This is a genomic window from Enterobacter cloacae complex sp. 302F9 (genome assembly GCF_050030335.1).
Taxonomy (GTDB): Bacteria; Pseudomonadota; Gammaproteobacteria; order Enterobacterales; family Enterobacteriaceae; genus Enterobacter; species Enterobacter hormaechei_C.
Map to the genome: position 1 here is coordinate 1437733 of NZ_JBLGUC010000001.1, position 17494 is coordinate 1455226.

Here is a 17494-nt window from a genome sequence, read left to right on the forward strand (position 1 = left end):
CCGACCTACAAAATCCGATGGCTAATCTAATCTTCTTTTCGTTTTCATCCACGTCAGCCCGATAAACATCACCGCCGACGCCAGCAAAAACAGGGTGTTGATAATCAGCACCACCGGAATATTTCCCGCCAGGAACAGGCTTTGCAGGGTGCTCACAAAGTAGCGCGCCGGAATGATGTACGTCACGGCGCGGATCACCGCCGGCATACTGTCTATCTGGAAGATAAAGCCGGAGAGCATAATCGACGGCAGGAAGGCGGCATTAAGCGCCACCTGCGCGGCGTTAAACTGGTTGCGGGTGATGGTGGAGATGAGTAGCCCCATCCCCAGCGTGCTGAGCAAAAACAGGCTGGTAATAAAGAACAGCAGCACCAGCGAGCCGCGGTACGGCACGCCAAGAATAAATACCGAGACCAGCATACAGAGCAGCATCGCCAGCATGCCGAGGAAGTAGTAGGGAATCAGCTTGCAGAGCAGCAGCTCGACGCGCGTCACTTCGGTCGAGAGCAGCGCCTCCATGGTGCCGCGCTCCCATTCGCGGGCGATCACCAGCGAGGTGAGGATCGCGCCAATCACCGTCATGATGATGGTGACCGCCCCCGGAATAATAAAATGCTGGCTGATGGCGGCGGGGTTAAACCAGTAGCGCGTCTGCACGTCAATCAGCGGTTCAAACTCCTCCCCCCGGTCTTCGGCGCGCTGCATCTGCCAGAGCTGCCAGATCCCCTCCGCATAGCCCTGCACGAAGTTGGCGGTGTTAGGCTCGCTGCCGTCGGTGATCACCTGAATTGGCGCATCGGCGCCCGGGCGTGCCATATTGGCGGCAAAATCGACCGGAATGACGATCAGACCGCGAATTTTTCCGGCCTGCATTTTCTGGATCAGTTCCTGCCGGTTGTCGCTGATGGTGGCATCGATGTAGGGCGAGCCGGTCATGGCGTGGGTGAAGTCCAGCGCCTCTTCGCTCTGCTGCTCCAGCAAAATCCCGACCCGCAGCTTGCTGGAGTCGAGGTTAATCCCGTAGCCGAAAATAAACAGCAGCAGCAGGGGGATCACCACCGCAATCAGCCAGCTGCTGGGGTCACGCACGATCTGGCGCGTCTCTTTAATGCATAGCGCGCGCACCCTGCGCCACGAAATCGCATTACTGTGCATGGGCATTCTCCTTATCCCAGTCGTGGATGAGGGTGATAAACGCCTGCTCCATGGTCGGGTCTGGCTGTGCGTCGTCGGCGGCCTGGTTTTTCAGGTCGTCCGGCGTGCCGTGGGCAATCAGCTTGCCGCGATACACCAGCCCGATGCGGTCGCAGTACTCCGCCTCGTCCATGAAGTGGGTGGTCACCATCACGGTCACCCCTTTTTCCACCATGCTGTTGATGTGCAGCCAGAACTCGCGGCGGGTAATGGGATCAACACCAGAAGTGGGTTCATCAAGAAATAGAATATCCGGCTCGTGCATCAGCGAGCAGGCCAGCGCCAGCCGCTGCTTAAAGCCGAGCGGCAGCTCGTCGGTGGCGTGGGACGCAATGTTGGTTAACGCGAAGGCGTCGCTCATACGGCGGATTTTTTCGTTCTGCGCCCGCCCGCGCAGGCCGTACACGCCGGAGAAAAAGCGCAGATTCTGCTCGACCGTCAGGTTGCCATACAGCGAAAACTTCTGCGCCATATACCCGAGGTGCTGGCGCGCCTTGCCGGAGCTGACTTTAAGATCCATGTTCAGCACCAGCGCTTTGCCGGAGGTTGGTACCAGCAGGCCGCACATCATTTTAAAGGTGGTGGATTTCCCCGCGCCGTTCGGCCCGAGCAGGCCAAATATCTCGCCGCGCTTCACGGCAAAATTGACGTTATCGGTGGCGGCGAAATCGCCGAATTTTTTGGTGAGCGATTTCGCTTCAATGACCGTTTCGCCCGGCGTGCCTTCCACCGTGTGCAGGATGGCGCCAAGCGGTGATTCTGAGGTTCCCGCCCCGCCCAGCAGATCGATAAACGCATCTTCAAAGCGCGGCGCGGTCTCTGTCATGTCGATCTCAGGCATACCCTGCGCACGGCGGATATCGTCGGCGGTAGTCTCTTTATTGAGGATCACGCGCACCGAACGGCCCTGAATCATCCCGTCGCTCACCTGCGGCAGCTTCAGTACCCGTTGCAGCAGCTTGCGGTTGGACTCCTGCGCGCTGTGCAGCAGAAAACTGCGCCCGGCCATGGTTTGCGTCAGCTCGGTGGGTTCGCCCTGATAGAGCAGTTCGCCTTCATTCATCAGCAGCACGTCGCGGCACTGCTCTGCTTCATCAAGGTAAGAGGTACTCCAGAGGATCAGCATGCCGTCACCCGCCAGCTCGTGCACCATCTGCCACAGCTCGCGGCGGGAAATCGGGTCCACGCCCACGCCGGGTTCATCCAGCAATAGCACCTTCGGTTCGCCCACCAGCGTGCAGGCCAGCCCCAGCTTCTGCTTCATCCCGCCGGAAAGTTTGCCCGCCAGCCGGTCGGTGAACGGGCCGAGGGAGGTAAACGCCAGCAGACGCTGGAAGGTTTTCTGCCGGGTTTCGCCGGTAACGCTGCGCAGATCGGCATACAGGTTGAGGTTTTCCATTACCGTCAGATCTTCGTACAGACCAAACTTCTGCGGCATATAGCCGAGCATGCCGTGGAGCGCCGCGTCGTCTTTGATCGGATCGAGGCCAAGCACGCTGGCACTGCCTTCATCCGGCTTCAGCAATCCCGCCAGCATCCGCATCAGCGTGGTTTTACCCGCGCCGTCCGGCCCCACCAGCCCGGTCACATAGCCTTTCTGAATCGTACAATTCAGCGGCGCGACCGCCGGTTTGGCCATTCCCGGGAAGCGTTTGACCAGATTGTTGAGCTGGATAACCGCATCATTCATGTCGTTCCCCGTCGTTTAAGGTCACGGTAACAGGCATGCCCTGACGCAGCGCGTCGTCCGCATCGGTGACGATGATGCGCAGGCGATACACCAGGTCGGTACGCAGGTCCGGGGTTTCAACGGTTTTTGGCGTGAACTCGGCGGTAGGGGAGACGAAGCCCACTTTGCCGTGATACGGCTTGTCCGGGCGACCGTCGGTATAGAGCAGCAGTTCGCGGCCCGGCTGCATCTGGCCAAGATTTGGCTCATCAATGTAAGCGCGCACCCACACCGGACGGGTTAAGGAGAGCGTTAACACGGTGCTGCCCGCGCTGAGCATGCTGCCCGGCTCCACGGCGCGGGTCATCAACGTGCCGTCAGACGGGGCGACTAACGTGGTGTCGTGCAGATCCAGCTCCGCCTGGGCTAACTGCGCCTGCGCCTGCTCAAGGCTGGCCTTCGCCTGGGCAATGTCCTGCGCACGGTTACCGGTGCGGTACTGGCTTAGCTTATCCTGGGCAGATTTCAGCGTCGCCTGTGCCTGGTCGCGGGATGAGCGCGCGTTTTCCAGGTCGTTGGCGGAAATAGTACGGCTTTTCCATAAGCCTTGCTGACGGTTATAGAAATTCTGCGCATAGTCATAGGCGGCTTTTGCCTGCTTAACGGCAGCGGCCGCCTGGGAGATCTCTTCGTCACGGTAGCCCGCCAGCATCAGGTCGTATTGCGCCTGTGCGACGGAGACGCCTGCTTTTGCCTGCATCAGCGCGTTCTCAAACGGGGCTTTGTCCAGCATTCCCAGCGTCTGCCCGGCTTTGATGGCATCGCCTTCGTCAACGTTCAGCGAGGCCAGCCGTCCGCCGACGCGGAAGCTCATGTTCACGGTGCGGATATCCACGTTGCCGTACAGCGTCAGGCCACGATCCTGCTGGCTCTGATACCACAGCCAGCCACCGATTCCCGCAGCAAGTAACACAACAACCACCAGAATGATGGCGACAGGTTTTTTCATGACTTCTGGCTCCTTTGCGTTAAGCCTTGCAGGATCAGATCAACGTGACAGGTAATGACCTGGCCAATTTGCGCGGCTTTATCCTCATCGAATTGTGTCCAGCCCGTACGTAACAGGATGGTCTCACGCCCCAGACGGAAGGCGAGCACTTCGCCCAGCAGGGCGTGGGTATGCAAAATGGTGTCGGTATCGCTGGCGTCCCGTCCGGTATAGGCGGCGATCAGCCGGGTCAGATGGCTGTGCATCGGGGCGATCACCTGATCGTGCACCAGCTGGTACGCGGCAGTGGGGGAGAGCTGCTCGCGCGAGATAAATTTGCTCAGGTTCAGCGTATCGTCGTGCGTCAGCAGGCGGATCATGTTGTGACAGGCGTTAAGGATCAGCTGGCGGATGGCAGCCCGGTCAGGCTCTGGCTGGCTGAACAGCGCGGTGGCTTCTTCCACGTGCGGGCGAAAGCTGGTGCCGATAAAATCCGCGATCCACTGGGCGCAGGCGAGGTATAAATCCTCTTTTGAGCCAAAATAGTAGGTGATGGCCGCAATATTCTGCCCGGCCTGAGCGGCGATATCCCGCGTGGTGGCATGCAGACCATACTCGCCAAACTGCGCCAGCGCGGCGGCGATAAGCTGACTTTTCGCCTGTTCGCCTTTGGTTGTCGTTGGGGTTGTATTCATAGCAGCATTAAAAATTAATCAATCGATTGATTAAGATTATGCCTGATTTGCGCAAACGTCGAGTCATCGCCGGGGATATTTTATGCGCCACGTCACAAAAGCTGCTACACTCCGCTCCTTCGCGACATTGTGGTTTTTGTCCTTCTATTCGTTATATCTCCCTGAAAACTACACCTGTGATGGTCGGGGCGGTTCGGAGTTTTTATGTCTTTTGATTCCCTTGGTCTGAACCCGGAAATTCTGCGCGCCATCGCAGAGCAGGGCTACGTTGAGCCAACCCCTATCCAGCAGCAGGCCATTCCGGCCGTTTTGCAGGGCCGTGACCTGATGGCAAGCGCGCAGACCGGTACCGGTAAGACCGCGGGCTTTACCCTGCCGCTGCTGGAGCTGTTGGTAAAAAACCAGCCGCACGCCAAAGGCCGTCGTCCGGTGCGTGCGCTGATCCTCACCCCAACCCGTGAACTGGCGGCCCAGATTGGCGAGAACGTGCGTGAATACAGCCGCTACCTCAACATTCGTTCGCTGGTGGTTTTCGGCGGGGTAAGCATTAACCCACAGATGATGAAGCTGCGCGGCGGCGTGGACGTGCTGGTGGCAACGCCGGGGCGTCTGCTGGATCTGGAACACCAGAACGCGGTGAAGCTCGATAACATCGAAATTCTGGTGCTGGACGAAGCCGACCGTATGCTGGATATGGGCTTCATCCACGACATTCGCCGCGTGCTGGCGAAGCTGCCGACGCGTCGTCAGAACCTGCTCTTCTCCGCGACTTTCTCCGACGAGATCAAGGCACTGGCGGAAAAGCTGCTGCATAACCCGCTGGAAGTGGAAGTCGCGCGCCGCAATACCGCCTCCGAGCAGGTGACGCAGCACGTGCACTTTGTGGATAAGAAGCGCAAGCGGGAACTGCTCTCCCAGATGATCGGCCAGGGCAACTGGCAGCAGGTACTGGTCTTTACCCGCACCAAGCACGGCGCTAACCACCTGGCGGAACAGCTGAATAAAGACGGTATTCGCAGCGCGGCGATCCACGGCAACAAGAGTCAGGGTGCGCGTACCCGCGCGCTGGCTGATTTTAAATCCGGCGACATACGTGTGCTGGTGGCAACCGACATCGCCGCCCGTGGCCTGGACATTGAAGAGCTGCCGCACGTGGTGAACTACGAGCTGCCAAACGTGCCGGAAGACTACGTGCACCGTATCGGCCGTACCGGCCGTGCGGCGGCAACCGGGGAAGCGCTTTCTCTGGTCTGCGTGGATGAACACAAGCTGCTGCGCGACATCGAACGTCTGCTGAAGAAAGAGATCCCGCGCATTGAAACCCCGGGTTATGAAGTGGACCCGTCGATCAAAGCTGAGCCAATTCAGAACGGTCGTCAGGGCGGCGGTCGCGGTCAGGGTGGCGGTGGTCGCGGTCAGCAGCCGCGTCGTGCCGAAGGTGGCGCGCCGAAATCTTCGGGCAAACCGCCGCGTCGTAATAACGACAGCAAACCAGCCGGTGAAAACCCGTGGCGTAGCGGCGAAGGGAAACCGGCAGGCGAGGGGCAGCGCCGACGCCGCCCGCGTAAACCTGCTAACCCGCAGTAATCTGGAAGCCCGGTCGTAAAGCCGGGCTTTTCTTTTTGCGGCAGCGGAGAGAAAGTGCCACAATAGTGGCTGTTTATACAGTATTTCAGGTTTTCCGATGGCTTTAACCGCTGCGCTCAAGGCGCAAATTGGCGCATGGTATAAGGCGCTACAACAGCAGATCCCCGATTTTATCCCCCGAGCCCCGCAGCGGCAGATGATTGCCGACGTGGCCAAAACGCTCGCCGGGGACGACGGACGACATCTGGCGATTGAAGCCCCGACCGGCGTCGGGAAAACCCTGTCGTATCTCATTCCCGGCATTGCCATCGCGCGGGAAGACGACAAAACGCTGGTGGTCAGTACCGCTAACGTGGCCTTGCAGGATCAGATCTTCAGCAAAGATTTGCCGCTGCTGCGCAAAATTATCCCCGATTTACGGTTCACCGCCGCCTTTGGTCGCGGGCGCTACGTCTGCCCGCGCAATCTGGCGGCGCTGGCCAGCAGTGAACCCTCCCAGCAGGATCTGCTCGCGTTTCTTGATGACGAGCTGACGCCAAACAACAAGGCGGAGCAGGAGCAGTGCGCAAAGCTAAAGGCCGATCTCGACGGCTACAGGTGGGACGGCCTGCGGGATCACACCAGCCAGGCGATCGGCGACGACCTGTGGCGCAGGCTCAGCACCGATAAAGCGAGCTGCCTGAACCGCAACTGTCACTACTATCGCGAGTGCCCGTTCTTTGTCGCCCGGCGTGAGATTCAGGAAGCGGAGGTGGTTGTCGCCAACCATGCGCTGGTGATGGCTGCCCTGGAGAGTGAAGCGGTCCTGCCGGAGCCCAAAAACCTGCTGCTGGTGCTGGATGAAGGTCATCATCTGCCCGACGTGGCGAGGGATGCGCTGGAGATGAGTGCGGAAATTACCGCCCCGTGGTTTCGCCTGCAACTCGATCTGTTCTGCAAGCTGGTGGCAACCTGCATGGAGCAGTTCCGCCCGAAAACCACGCCGCCGCTGGCGGTCCCGGAGCGGTTGAGCGAGCACTGTGAAGAGGTGTACGGCCTCATCGCCTCGCTGAATAACATTCTCAACCTGTATCTCCCCGCCACCCAGGAAGCGGAACACCGCTTTGCGATGGGGGAGTTGCCGCAGGAAGTGATGGAGATTTGCCAGCAGCTGGCGAAGCACCTTGAAAAGCTGCGCGGGCTGGCGGAGATGTTCTTAAACGATCTCAGCGAGAAAACCGGTACCCATGACGTGGTGCGCTTGCACCGCATTCTGCTGCAAATGAACCGCGCGCTGGGCATGTTTGAGGCGCAGAGCAAACTCTGGCGGCTGGCCTCGATGGCGCAGGCGTCCGGGGCGCCAGTGACAAAGTGGGCCACCCGCGAAGTGCGAGACGGGCAGGTACATCTGTTCTTCCACTGCGTGGGCATCCGCGTGGCCGATCAGCTGGAAAAGCTGATCTGGCGCAGCGTGCCGCACGTGGTAGTGACGTCGGCGACCCTGCGTTCACTGAACAGCTTCTCAAGGTTGCAGGAAATGAGCGGCCTGAAAGAGAAAGCGGGGGACCGTTTTGTGGCCCTGGACTCGCCGTTCAACCACTGTGAGCAGGGCAAGCTGGTGATCCCGCGCATGAACTATGAGCCGCTTATCGATAACGAAGAGCAGCATATTGCGGAAATGGCGGCCTACTTCCGCGAGCAGGTTGAGAGTAAAAAATACCCCGGTATGCTGGTGCTGTTTGCCAGCGGCCGCGCGATGCAACGCTTTCTGGAGCACGTCACCGATCTGCGCTTACTCCTGCTGGTGCAGGGCGATCAGCCGCGCTATCGGCTGGTGGAAACCCACCGTAAACGCATTGATAACGGCGAGCGTAGCGTGCTGGTGGGGCTACAGTCCTTTGCGGAAGGGCTGGATTTAAAAGGCGACTACCTGACGCAGGTGCATATCCATAAAATCGCTTTTCCGCCCATCGACAGCCCGGTGGTGATCACCGAAGGCGAATGGCTGAAAAGCCTTAACCGTTATCCGTTTGAAGTGCAAAGCCTGCCTGCGGCGTCGTTTAACCTGATCCAGCAGGTCGGGCGCTTGATCCGTAGCCACGGCTGCTGGGGCGAGGTGGTGATTTATGACAAACGCCTGCTTACCAAAAACTATGGCCAGCGGCTGCTGAATGCGCTGCCGATCTTCCCGATTGAGCAGCCGGACGTGCCGGAGGTAAAAAAACGCCCGGCAAAACCCTCTGCCGGGCGTACAAAAAGCATCCGTGCAAAGAGGCGCGGTCCTACTGGTAAGTGAATGTCACCTGAATCACGCTGCTGAACGTCCCGGCAGTGACGGGCATTGAGGTGGCGTAGTAGCGTGCGGACAGAGGAAAGGTTGCCGTGTGGTCGCTCGGATTGATGGCGGCGTTAAAGGCGGCCTGCGGGGCAATCAGTATTTTGTCCTGTCGGTCTGCCAGCTCCAGCGCCAGTCCCTTTGCGCTACCGATATTGGCAAATTTGGTCGGATGCACGCTGTCTGCCTGGCCATAGAAAAAGGCCGTGGCAAGCGCCAGCGTGGCTGGGCAGTGCGATACTGACAGGGAAAAGTCTTTCCACTCGCCGGTATCCCCCACGTCTCTAAAACTGCCCGACACCGCCTGGCCTAAGTCCACCGTCAGGTTGCGGCTGGCGCTGTCAATGACGCAGGTATTGGCGTAAATATTTCCCGTCATCTGGATCTGAATGTCGTCTGCGTGAGCCTGGGCCAGTAAGCCCACCGCCAGAAACGCGATTGTCTTTTTCATGTTTGTCACTTATAGGCGAGAGTGATGGTTGCTACGGTGTTGGCGGGGCCGGGCGTCACCACATCGCTGGTCTGCTCGTAGCGAACCTGAAAGGGGATATCCAGCGTTTCATTGGCAACGGCCTGGCTTTGGGTGTTGACGTAGGAGTCAAAGGTCGCGATATGGTCATCAAACAGCATTCTTACCCCGACGCCCCTTGCCATGCCCGTCTGCTTCGTCAGTTTGATCACTCCCTCAAATGCCGTTTCGTACCCGTTAGCACTGGTGATTTTTAGCTCAGGCTGAACGGTTGTGTCACAGTTAACGGTGATATTAAACGTCTGAGCGGGGCTGGATAAAAACCCCACGCTCATAAAATCACTGACGGGAAAATCGCCCAAATTAACGGTGAGATTTTTTGGCGAAACAGAGCAGGTGACCTGATGCAAAATGACGTTACCTGCATACGCAATATGATTAGGGCTGCCGATCCCTTCATGGCCAAAAACGCCAATGCCGAATTCGGTCTGAGACTGCACCAGCGTGCCGGATGTCACGGCGTCGCTTGTTTTCACTAGTTCAAGCGTGACGTCAAAGTTAAACGACTGTGTGCCATCGGTAGAAACATAGGCAACAGGCGTTCCGCGTGAATCGCACTGTACTCCGCCGGCTCCGCTGATTCGCTGACCCTGATCGTTCATTAGTGCGACCCCAATCCCCGGTACGCCGGAATCATAAACGCCCCTGAGCCCAGGAATTTCCGCGCCGGTGCCGTAGTAGCAGGAAACAATTTCCAGACCGCTGTCGATACTCTGATCGCAGTGCCCGGCAACATGAACGCTTTGCTCTGTACCCGGGATAGTTGCGCCAACGGCCAGCGTCGTGGGGACAGAGATGGAGGCCACGTTAATCATTTTGGGCAGATCCGGCGTGGTGCAGGTCGCCTTCGCATGCGGCATAAATAACGCGGCGGTTCCCAGAACCAGTAAGAAAAAGCACTGTTTAATCATTTGCATAATCGTTAGCCTGAACGGTAATCAATGACACTGCGCGGCAGCGTTAATGATGCTGGTTTTCTCTTTCTCATCCGTTAGCGCATAGTCAGCGACGCAGTGCTCGCTCGCCTCCTTTCCCCAGGAAACGTTGAGATGCCCTTGCTGTGGCAGACCCGAGAGGTAAGTCTGGCCGTCATTTCCGACAATAAATTCGCTGTCCTTATCCCCGGTGGTGACCGTTGCGCCGAAGGGCAGCGGTTTACCATTTTGTGTAAGCGTCATCAGGACGCGATTACCCACGCGGGTAGTAAAGCTGGCGCGCACCACGGCCCCTCGGGTCGGCGTCACAATTTGCGCCGCGTGGGTGACGTCGGCATCCTCCGGCAGCGTTTCGGTATCCAGTGCGATGGTGTTATGGCGATACGCGGTCACGAACGGCACGACGGTATAGCCGCGGAAGTCAGTCTCCACGCCTGTCTGGTTGGTGATATGGGTGCCGTGCGTACCTGGCGCTTTCACCAGCGCGATGGTTTCACCGAGCGGCTGGCTCAGGGTTATCCCGTTAGCGTGGGCCACCACGCCGCCCTGCAAACCGACGTTCAGGGTCTGCTGATACTTATCCTGACTGACGCCTGCGCTCACTTCGCCGTAGGTCGCTTTGTAATCGGTGTTGATGCTGGTGGAGTTACCGCTGCCGGTGCTGCTGAGCCCTTCCTGGATATTCCAGTTCAGGTTGTCTTCTTTCAGGGCCGTACCGTTAAGACCGATGTTCTGCGTGGTGCCATCTTTGGTGTTGTTCAGGTTGTACGTGGCCCAGGTATTATGCATCCAGCGATCCAGCGGAACCGAAACGCTCAGCGAGAACTGGTTGTCGTTTGTTACCTCATTACCGTCTTCATCGCTGTCGTGGGTGTTTTTGTTCATGCTGTAGCTGAGGCTGTAGCTCACGCCGTGCCAGCTGTTGTTGTAGCTGACGCTCAGGGAGGTCATGTTCTGGCTCTGGCTCCAGTAAGTTTCCTTCACCATGCTCAGCGTCACCGACCCCCAACCTTCTGGCAGCGTCTGGTCAATGGTGGCTTCTGTACGGGCGCGGCGCTGCTGGGGAGCAGACCAGTCGTCGGCGCGGGTATACGACTCCATAGTGTCGTCCAGGGTGTAAAACCCCTTGCTGTTATAGCGATAGCCCGCAAGCGAAAAGTTGGTGCCTGAACCGGCGAAATCTTTGCTGTAGCGTACGCGCCACGACTGGCCCTTGCTGGACTGCTGTTTTTTCAGCAGGGCTCTGGCGCGGGTCACGTCAATGGAGAACGCCCCGAGATCGCCCATGTTTTTCCCGGCGCCGAGCGCCTGGGACTGATAGTGGCTGCTCTGCTGCACGCCGCCGTAGGCCGTGAAGCAGTGAGGTAAACCGTAGATGGCGCTTCCCTGGGCAAACGGGGTCTTTTCAACGTCTTTGTCATAAGAGCGATAACGCCCGGCGGTTACGCTGTAGCGCAGGTTTTTTTCACGCTGCAATACCGGCACGGAGGCAAACGGCACCACGAAATGACTTTCGCTGCCGTCAGTTTCTTTCACCGTGACCTGGAGGTCGCCGCTGCTGCCGGTGGGGTAGAGGTCGTTAATTTCGAATGCGCCCGGCGCGACCGTGTTCTGATAAATCACGTACCCGTTCTGGCGGACCATCACCAGCGCGTTACTGTGGGCGGTGCCGCGAATAATAGGGGCATAGCCTTTTTCGCTGTCCGGCAGCATGTCGTTGTCGGATTTCAGCTCCACGCCGGTGTAAGGGACGCTGTCAAAAACGTCGGAAGGTGAGGTGCTTTGGCCCACCGTCACGTCACTTTTCATTGCCACCATATCGCGTTGCGCATAGGTATAAACGGAGGTGAATTTCTGTTCCTCCTCGTGGCCCGTGGTGCTGCGATTCCAGGTGGAGTAGTTACGAACGCGCCATGCCCCGAGGTTGAAGCCGGGACGCAGGTTAACGTACTGGCTGCTGCTATCCTCTTCACCCTGCTGGCGCGCATGGCTCTGGCTGGCGTTGACGCTGTAATTAAGCAGGCCCGCGTTGATCCCTTCGTCAAACTCTTTCGGGTCGATGTAACCGCGTGGCACCTGTCCGAGCGCCTTTTGCGGAATGCTCAGCAGCAGCTGCTGATTGCGCACGCGAAAGGTCGCGGATGCCGAAGGGATGGCGTGTAGATCGGCGCATTGACCTTCTGCCCTCAGCTGCGGATATTTTTGCGTTTTGATCCCGAGGCTCTTTAATTCGTCCAGTGTAAAACAGGGCTGAAGCGTGCTGGTGCCCTGCGGATCTTTAACTACGTTAAAGGTCACGTCACGGGTATCAATTTTATTGTTATTGATAAATACCGCGACCTGATATTTACCTGGCGCCTGACCGGGACCTTTTTCATAGACAGACAGATCGGTCTTTTCCTGCTGCGGGTTATCAATGTCCAGCAGGGCAGGGTTAAAATAATCATCAGCCAAAACCTGCTGCGCAAAGATCGCCATTGCCAGGCAACAAAAAGTCATCAGCAATGACGAAAATCGGCAGGTGAACGGCTTTTTATGGCTGTACATGATGATTTTATTACCGGGCAATATTATTAATGAACGGGTTTAGACCATGTCTGGCTGATGCTGCCGTAATCCGTAATAATGGAATACACGACGGTCGAGCCTCCGACATTGCCAGGTAAAGCAAAATGCGTTTCAGTTTTCGGCACAGCCCAGGTGGCTTTCGTGATTTTCTGACCATTCAGGGTGACGGCCTGAAAATTCATATAGAAAGGCGTGGGATTGTTCACCACTAAATCATTCCCTTCGCGATGCCATTCAAGTTTATCGGCCATATCTTCTGGTTTGCCTTTTACCGCTGACGGGCGATAGAGCAATTTAATTCGGGTGTTAATGGCAATTTGCAGCGTATTTACGCCTTCAACCTGCTTTGAGGAAGGGATCGCTTTAATATTCAGCCAGTACAGAGATTCCCTGTCTTCCGGTAAATTTCCTCCCGTACGCACCACGCGTAGTACGTTATCTTCTTTCGCATCCAGTCGGAAAAGCGGCGGGGTGATCAGGAACGGGGCTTTGGCCAGGTTTTTACCGCCGGAATCGACCCAGGACTGCACCAGATAATCCGTGGTATCTGGGTTTGAAAGACCAAGAGATGATTCCTTTTTATCTCCCTGATAGACCAGACGGGTGCCATTGATCACGACACCCGCCTGTGCCGAGGCTGCTACCAGTAAAAGAGTGCTCAGTAAATAACCGTGGCGCATAAAGATTTCTCAATAAAAAGATGAGATATTAATGCCCGCAAGAGCATTAATATCTCAGGATTGATAAGATCAGTTATAAATAACGGTGAAGGTCGATACAGAGTTAGCAGGGCCCGTAGTAACTGCCGCCTGAGTTTGAATATAACGCGCACCAAACTCCAGGTCGTTAACCTCCGTTCCGGAGGCTAAAGGATATTGCTTCGAAGGGGTATACAGAGTGACAGGCTGCCCGGAAGCATCCATTAGCTGAATAGCTACACCAGTAGCCGCATCGGTATCGGGCGTTAATGCCAGCGTGGCATTATTATCCGCATCCGGGGTACCACCGAAGTTAATCGCAGCCGAGGTTACGGTTTCCGGACAATTGGTTAACTTAATATCAAACTTCGTGAGTGTGCTGGTAGAGCCTGCGCCGGTAAATACCGTTTTAGATACTTTTCCTAACTGAACATCTAATGGATTACTTAATCCATTCACGACCTGGCAAGCAGAATCGATAATTTCTCCGGTGAAATTAATCTGCCCTTCGCCGTTGGTTTCCGCAAATGCGGATGCAGAACACCCCACCGTTGTGGCGATAAACAACCCTAATGCAACCTTGTTCATAGTAAATCCCAATGTGTTTCTGGCAAAAACGTTGCCTGGACGTTTTTACCGTTGACCCTTAATAACTTTCCGATGTTTATTTAATCAAAAAAAGGGCAGGTACGAATCTTTAGTTCCAATCACAAATAATGCAAATAGTGCTTGAGTTTATTTTTTTACCTGAAAACAGCAGGTTGATAATGATCACAAAACACTATCGGGTGCGTGTTCATCGGGCTATATTGTTAACAAGATGATGCTGTCAGGAGAAATGTCGTGGATTACCGCAAAATTATCAAAGAGGTAGGGCGTGGGAAAAACCATGCTCGCGATCTGGATCAGGAAACGGCCCGTGCGTTGTACACGCATATGCTGAATGGCGACGTGCCGGATCTGGAAATGGGCGGCATTCTGATTGCGCTGCGCATCAAAGGGGAAGGTGAGGCGGAGATGCGCGGTTTTTATGAGGCCATGCAGTCGCAGACGATGCGTTTAACCCCGCCCGTCACGAAGCCGATGCCGATGCCGATTGTGATCCCGACCTACAATGGCGCGCGTAAGCAGGCAAACCTCACGCCGCTGCTGGCTATTCTGTTGCAGAAACTCGGTTTCCCGGTGGTGGTGCATGGCGTGAGCGAAGATCCGACGCGCGTGCTGACAGAAACCATTCTGGAATTATTAGGCATCGAACCCACTCTCCATGCTGGCCAGGCGCAGGCAAAGCTGGAGGGGAACCAGCCGGTCTATATTCCCGTGCGCGCGCTCTGCCCGCCGCTGGAAAAGCAGCTGGACATGCGCTGGCGCATGGGGGTACGTAACAGCGCCCACACCCTGGCGAAGCTGGCGACGCCGTTTGCCGAAGACGCCGCGCTGCGTCTTTCCAGCGTCTCCCATCCGGAGTACGTGACGCGGGTCGGTCAATTCTTTGCCGAAATCGGCGGGCGAGCGCTGCTGATGCACGGGACTGAAGGGGAGGTTTACGCCAACCCGCAGCGTTGTCCACAGCTGATGCTGATTGAGCCTGCCGGGACGCGGGTCGTGCTGGAACGTGGGGAAGAGAACAGCGATGTGATCCTGCCTGAGTCGAAAGATCCGCAAGTCACCGCGCACTGGATCGTACAGTGTCTGGCCGGAAAGGTGCCGGTTCCGCAGTCTATCAAGCTGCAAATGGCCTGCTGTCTGCTGGCGGCAGGGGAAGTGGCGTCTGTGGACGCCGGGTTGCAGCGCGTGGCGCAGTCTTTTTAAGCAAAAAAAAGCCCGTCCAGTGGCGGACGGGCAAACAAGGGTAACAACAACAGGGTCAATGAGGGTTGGAGCATCTCACCAGAGGGTCTGGTGAGGGTGGAGCATAATTCGTTCGATTACTTGTAGATAACCGCAGTACCGCTCAGTTTGTTATTACCGTTAGTGGAGGTGATGGTGTATCCACTTGCGCCGGCAGCGGCAGCTTTTTCCGCCAGTTTGGCTTCCAGACCGTCCAGCGTGGTCGCGCCTTCAGCACTCACCACCCCGATTTTATTCAGATCCTGTGCCTGAGTAGAGGAGACTGGCTCTACGGCGAAAGCGCCGAAAGACAGAGCGGACAGGGCAACAGCGGCAACAGCATATTTGATGGTTTTCATAGGTCAATTCTCGCAGGTTATTCTGTTAAGGGGACGATGTTCCGTCGATGTGATAAGTATCACGGTTTTTAGTGGAAGATAAAATCGAAGAGAATTGACGTGGTTACTCAAAAAAATTGAATGACAAATAACTTATTGATTATTAATAAATTCAGAAGCGCAATTGACATTTCTTGGGGATGCGCTTTACAGAAGCCATCGGAAGGGCACGTTTTGCTACGCGTTTCGCTAAAAGTCGTGAGCGTAAAGTAAACGGCTGGCGCGGTTAACTTCGGTAAAGGAAAGTCAACGTAACTGGCTGTCTTTCGATCCTCTACGATTATATCCTGAATGTGCCTCATTTTTTGAATCTTTCTCCTGCTGACAGGTAATGCATAGCCGTACGCCAGGAATGGCTTTACGCCGTGCTTCAGGAATCGGATCCCCGCATTCTTCGCATTCCGTCAAACTTTCGCCGCGCGGAATTTCACCGCGAGCACGCGCGACCGCATCTTCAATGGTACTGTTGATCTGTTCGTTAACGGCGTCGTCATTCGCCCAGCCGGAAGCCATCATGTTCTCCTGATCTGTTTAAGCCATTCATCTTAATATGGGGTTAAAAAACGCACAGTCAAGGCGAAGGAAGGAAATGAGAACTGCATCTGCCTTGCAGATGCAGTGTGGGAAAAGAGGGCGTTATTTATAGATAGTCGCGGTGCCGTACATATGGTTATCACCACCGGCGGCGTTCACCACGAAGCCTTTAGCCCCTTCCTGACGCGCTTTTTCGGCCAGCTTGTCCTGAAGGTCATCAAGGTTGCTTGCCCGGCTGACAGAGACCGTCCCGGCCGCACGTAGCTGGCTGGTGTCGTTGCTGTCGGTCAGAGGTTGAACGGACCAGGCTGAGAACGATGCGCCTGCCAGCGCACCCGCAATAATAAAGGTCAGATACTTTTTCATAATCACATCCTCAGGGGAAACAACAGGTGATTCCTCTTAAGTTTAGAAGCCTGACGCGCGTGATTTAGCGCAAAAATTTGATGATGATCTGCTTATTTTTTGAACGATAAATTCTGACAATTTGCTGACAGATCATAGACATACAGGTTGCTGATTTTCGTCGGTTTTTTGTGCAGCGCAGACAGATATTTACCCCCGCGCCGTCACAGGGTATCTTACGCGGCTGTCTAAAGGAGAATGCCATGACTTCCCAAAAGCCGGGATTGCACCCGCGTAACCGCCATCGTAGCCGCTACGACATGAAAGCCCTGTGCCTGAGCTGCCCGGAATTGCAGGATTTTATTGTTCAGACACCAGCCGGTGAACTGTCGGTAAACTTTGCCGATCCGCTGGCGGTTAAGACGCTGAACAAAGCGCTGCTGGCCCATTTTTATGGCGTTACGCACTGGGACATCCCGGATGGCTTTCTCTGCCCACCGGTGCCAGGACGTGCGGATTATGTCCATCATCTTGCCGATCTGCTGGCAGATGATAATGGCGGCGTGGTGCCGAAACAGGCCACCGTGCTTGATATCGGTACGGGCGCGAACCTGATCTACCCCCTGATAGGCGCACATGAGTACCAGTGGCGGTTTACCGGCAGCGAGATCGGCGCCGAGGCCTTTGCCAGCGCACAGGCCATTATCAACGCTAACCCAGGGTTAAGCCGGGCCGTTCGTTTGCGTCGTCAAAAGGATCCCGCTGCTATTTTCAACGGCATTATTCACAAGAACGAACAATATGATGCCACCCTGTGCAACCCGCCCTTCCACGACTCCGCCGCCTCCGCACGTGCGGGAAGTGAACGCAAGCGGCGTAACCTGGGCCAGGCTGAAGACGGCGCGCTGAACTTTGGCGGCCAGCAGCAGGAGCTATGGTGCGAGGGCGGGGAAGTGGCATTTATTCTGCGCATGATTGCCGAGAGTAAGGGCTTCGGTCGTCAGGTGAAATGGTTTACCACGCTGGTCTCCCGCAGCGATAACCTGCCGCCGCTTTACCGCGCGCTGACCGACGTCGGCGCGGTGAAGGTAGTCAAAAAAGAGATGGCGCAGGGCCAGAAGCAGAGCCGCTTTATCGCCTGGACCTTTATGGACGATAACAAACGCCGCAAATAGCCCCCCATCGCAGGCCGGGTAAGGCGAAGCCGCCA

Annotated in this window: 16 protein-coding genes; 4 read left to right on the forward strand and 12 right to left on the reverse strand. The window is 56.4% G+C overall.

Annotation, left to right across the window (positions count from 1 at the left end):
• Positions 1-21: 21 nt before the first annotated feature.
• From ACQG0T_RS06820 to cecR, 4 genes are read right to left on the reverse strand one after another with little or no spacing between them, the layout of a single operon-like run.
• Entirely contained in the window at positions 22-1155 is a 1134-nt protein-coding gene (locus ACQG0T_RS06820; RefSeq protein ID WP_032671281.1) for an ABC transporter permease, read from the reverse strand.
• Positions 1145-2884 (reverse strand): ATP-binding cassette domain-containing protein, encoded by a 1740-nt coding sequence (locus ACQG0T_RS06825; RefSeq protein WP_252051710.1) that lies wholly within the window; start codon positions 2882-2884, stop codon positions 1145-1147. The genes ACQG0T_RS06820 and ACQG0T_RS06825 overlap by 11 nt, the downstream gene beginning before the upstream one ends.
• Positions 2877-3872: a secretion protein HlyD gene (gene hlyD, locus ACQG0T_RS06830; RefSeq protein WP_023296152.1), complete on the reverse strand. Its 996-nt coding sequence runs from the start codon at positions 3870-3872 to the stop codon at positions 2877-2879. Before hlyD ends, ACQG0T_RS06825 begins: the two co-directional genes overlap by 8 nt.
• Positions 3869-4546 carry a transcriptional regulator CecR gene (gene cecR / locus ACQG0T_RS06835; protein WP_271040609.1) on the reverse strand — a complete coding sequence of 226 codons (678 nt, stop codon included), beginning with the start codon at positions 4544-4546 and terminating at the stop codon, positions 3869-3871. Before cecR ends, hlyD begins: the two co-directional genes overlap by 4 nt.
• A gap of 204 nt (positions 4547-4750) precedes the next feature.
• On the opposite strand from cecR, the gene rhlE reads away from it, so the two are divergent.
• Together rhlE and dinG are read left to right on the forward strand one after the other, a co-directional pair.
• The gene (gene rhlE / locus ACQG0T_RS06840) at positions 4751-6133 is read left to right on the forward strand and encodes an ATP-dependent RNA helicase RhlE (RefSeq protein ID WP_017693771.1); all 1383 of its coding nucleotides are present in this window, start codon (positions 4751-4753) and stop codon (positions 6131-6133) included.
• A 97-nt stretch (positions 6134-6230) separates the two neighbouring features.
• A complete protein-coding gene (dinG, locus tag ACQG0T_RS06845; protein ID WP_032647773.1) occupies positions 6231-8408 on the forward strand; it encodes an ATP-dependent DNA helicase DinG in 2178 nt (725 codons plus the stop codon).
• Here the strand turns inward: dinG and ACQG0T_RS06850 are convergent.
• From ACQG0T_RS06850 to ACQG0T_RS06870, 5 genes are all read right to left on the reverse strand, one after another.
• A complete protein-coding gene (locus tag ACQG0T_RS06850) occupies positions 8395-8898 on the reverse strand; it encodes a fimbrial protein (RefSeq protein WP_015571072.1) in 504 nt (167 codons plus the stop codon). The genes dinG and ACQG0T_RS06850 overlap by 14 nt on opposite strands.
• Positions 8899-8903: 5 nt before the next feature.
• The gene (locus tag ACQG0T_RS06855) at positions 8904-9893 is read right to left on the reverse strand and encodes a fimbrial protein (protein ID WP_017384925.1); all 990 of its coding nucleotides are present in this window, start codon (positions 9891-9893) and stop codon (positions 8904-8906) included.
• A gap of 21 nt (positions 9894-9914) precedes the next feature.
• Positions 9915-12458 carry a fimbria/pilus outer membrane usher protein gene (locus ACQG0T_RS06860; protein ID WP_139152977.1) on the reverse strand — a complete coding sequence of 848 codons (2544 nt, stop codon included), beginning with the start codon at positions 12456-12458 and terminating at the stop codon, positions 9915-9917.
• Between the two features lie 26 nt (positions 12459-12484).
• Entirely contained in the window at positions 12485-13159 is a 675-nt protein-coding gene (locus ACQG0T_RS06865) for a fimbrial biogenesis chaperone (RefSeq protein WP_017693767.1), read from the reverse strand.
• A gap of 69 nt (positions 13160-13228) precedes the next feature.
• Entirely contained in the window at positions 13229-13765 is a 537-nt protein-coding gene (locus ACQG0T_RS06870; RefSeq protein WP_426723751.1) for a fimbrial protein, read from the reverse strand.
• Positions 13766-14020: 255 nt separating this feature from the next.
• On the opposite strand from ACQG0T_RS06870, the gene ybiB reads away from it, so the two are divergent.
• The gene (gene ybiB / locus ACQG0T_RS06875) at positions 14021-14989 is read left to right on the forward strand and encodes a DNA-binding protein YbiB (RefSeq protein ID WP_047063401.1); all 969 of its coding nucleotides are present in this window, start codon (positions 14021-14023) and stop codon (positions 14987-14989) included.
• Positions 14990-15105: 116 nt separating this feature from the next.
• Here the strand turns inward: ybiB and ybiJ are convergent, their stop codons facing one another.
• From ybiJ to mcbA, 3 genes are all read right to left on the reverse strand, one after another.
• A complete protein-coding gene (gene ybiJ, locus ACQG0T_RS06880) occupies positions 15106-15366 on the reverse strand; it encodes a DUF1471 family protein YbiJ (RefSeq protein WP_003858474.1) in 261 nt (86 codons plus the stop codon).
• 285 nt (positions 15367-15651) lie between these two features.
• On the reverse strand, positions 15652-15918 hold the full coding sequence (locus ACQG0T_RS06885) for a DksA/TraR family C4-type zinc finger protein (protein WP_252051733.1): 267 nt from the start codon (positions 15916-15918) through the stop codon (positions 15652-15654).
• Between the two features lie 123 nt (positions 15919-16041).
• Entirely contained in the window at positions 16042-16305 is a 264-nt protein-coding gene (mcbA, locus tag ACQG0T_RS06890) for a DUF1471 family periplasmic protein McbA (protein ID WP_003858470.1), read from the reverse strand.
• 242 nt (positions 16306-16547) lie between these two features.
• On the opposite strand from mcbA, the gene rlmF reads away from it, so the two are divergent.
• A complete protein-coding gene (gene rlmF, locus ACQG0T_RS06895; protein ID WP_271040610.1) occupies positions 16548-17459 on the forward strand; it encodes a 23S rRNA (adenine(1618)-N(6))-methyltransferase RlmF in 912 nt (303 codons plus the stop codon).
• Positions 17460-17494 lie beyond the last annotated feature (35 nt).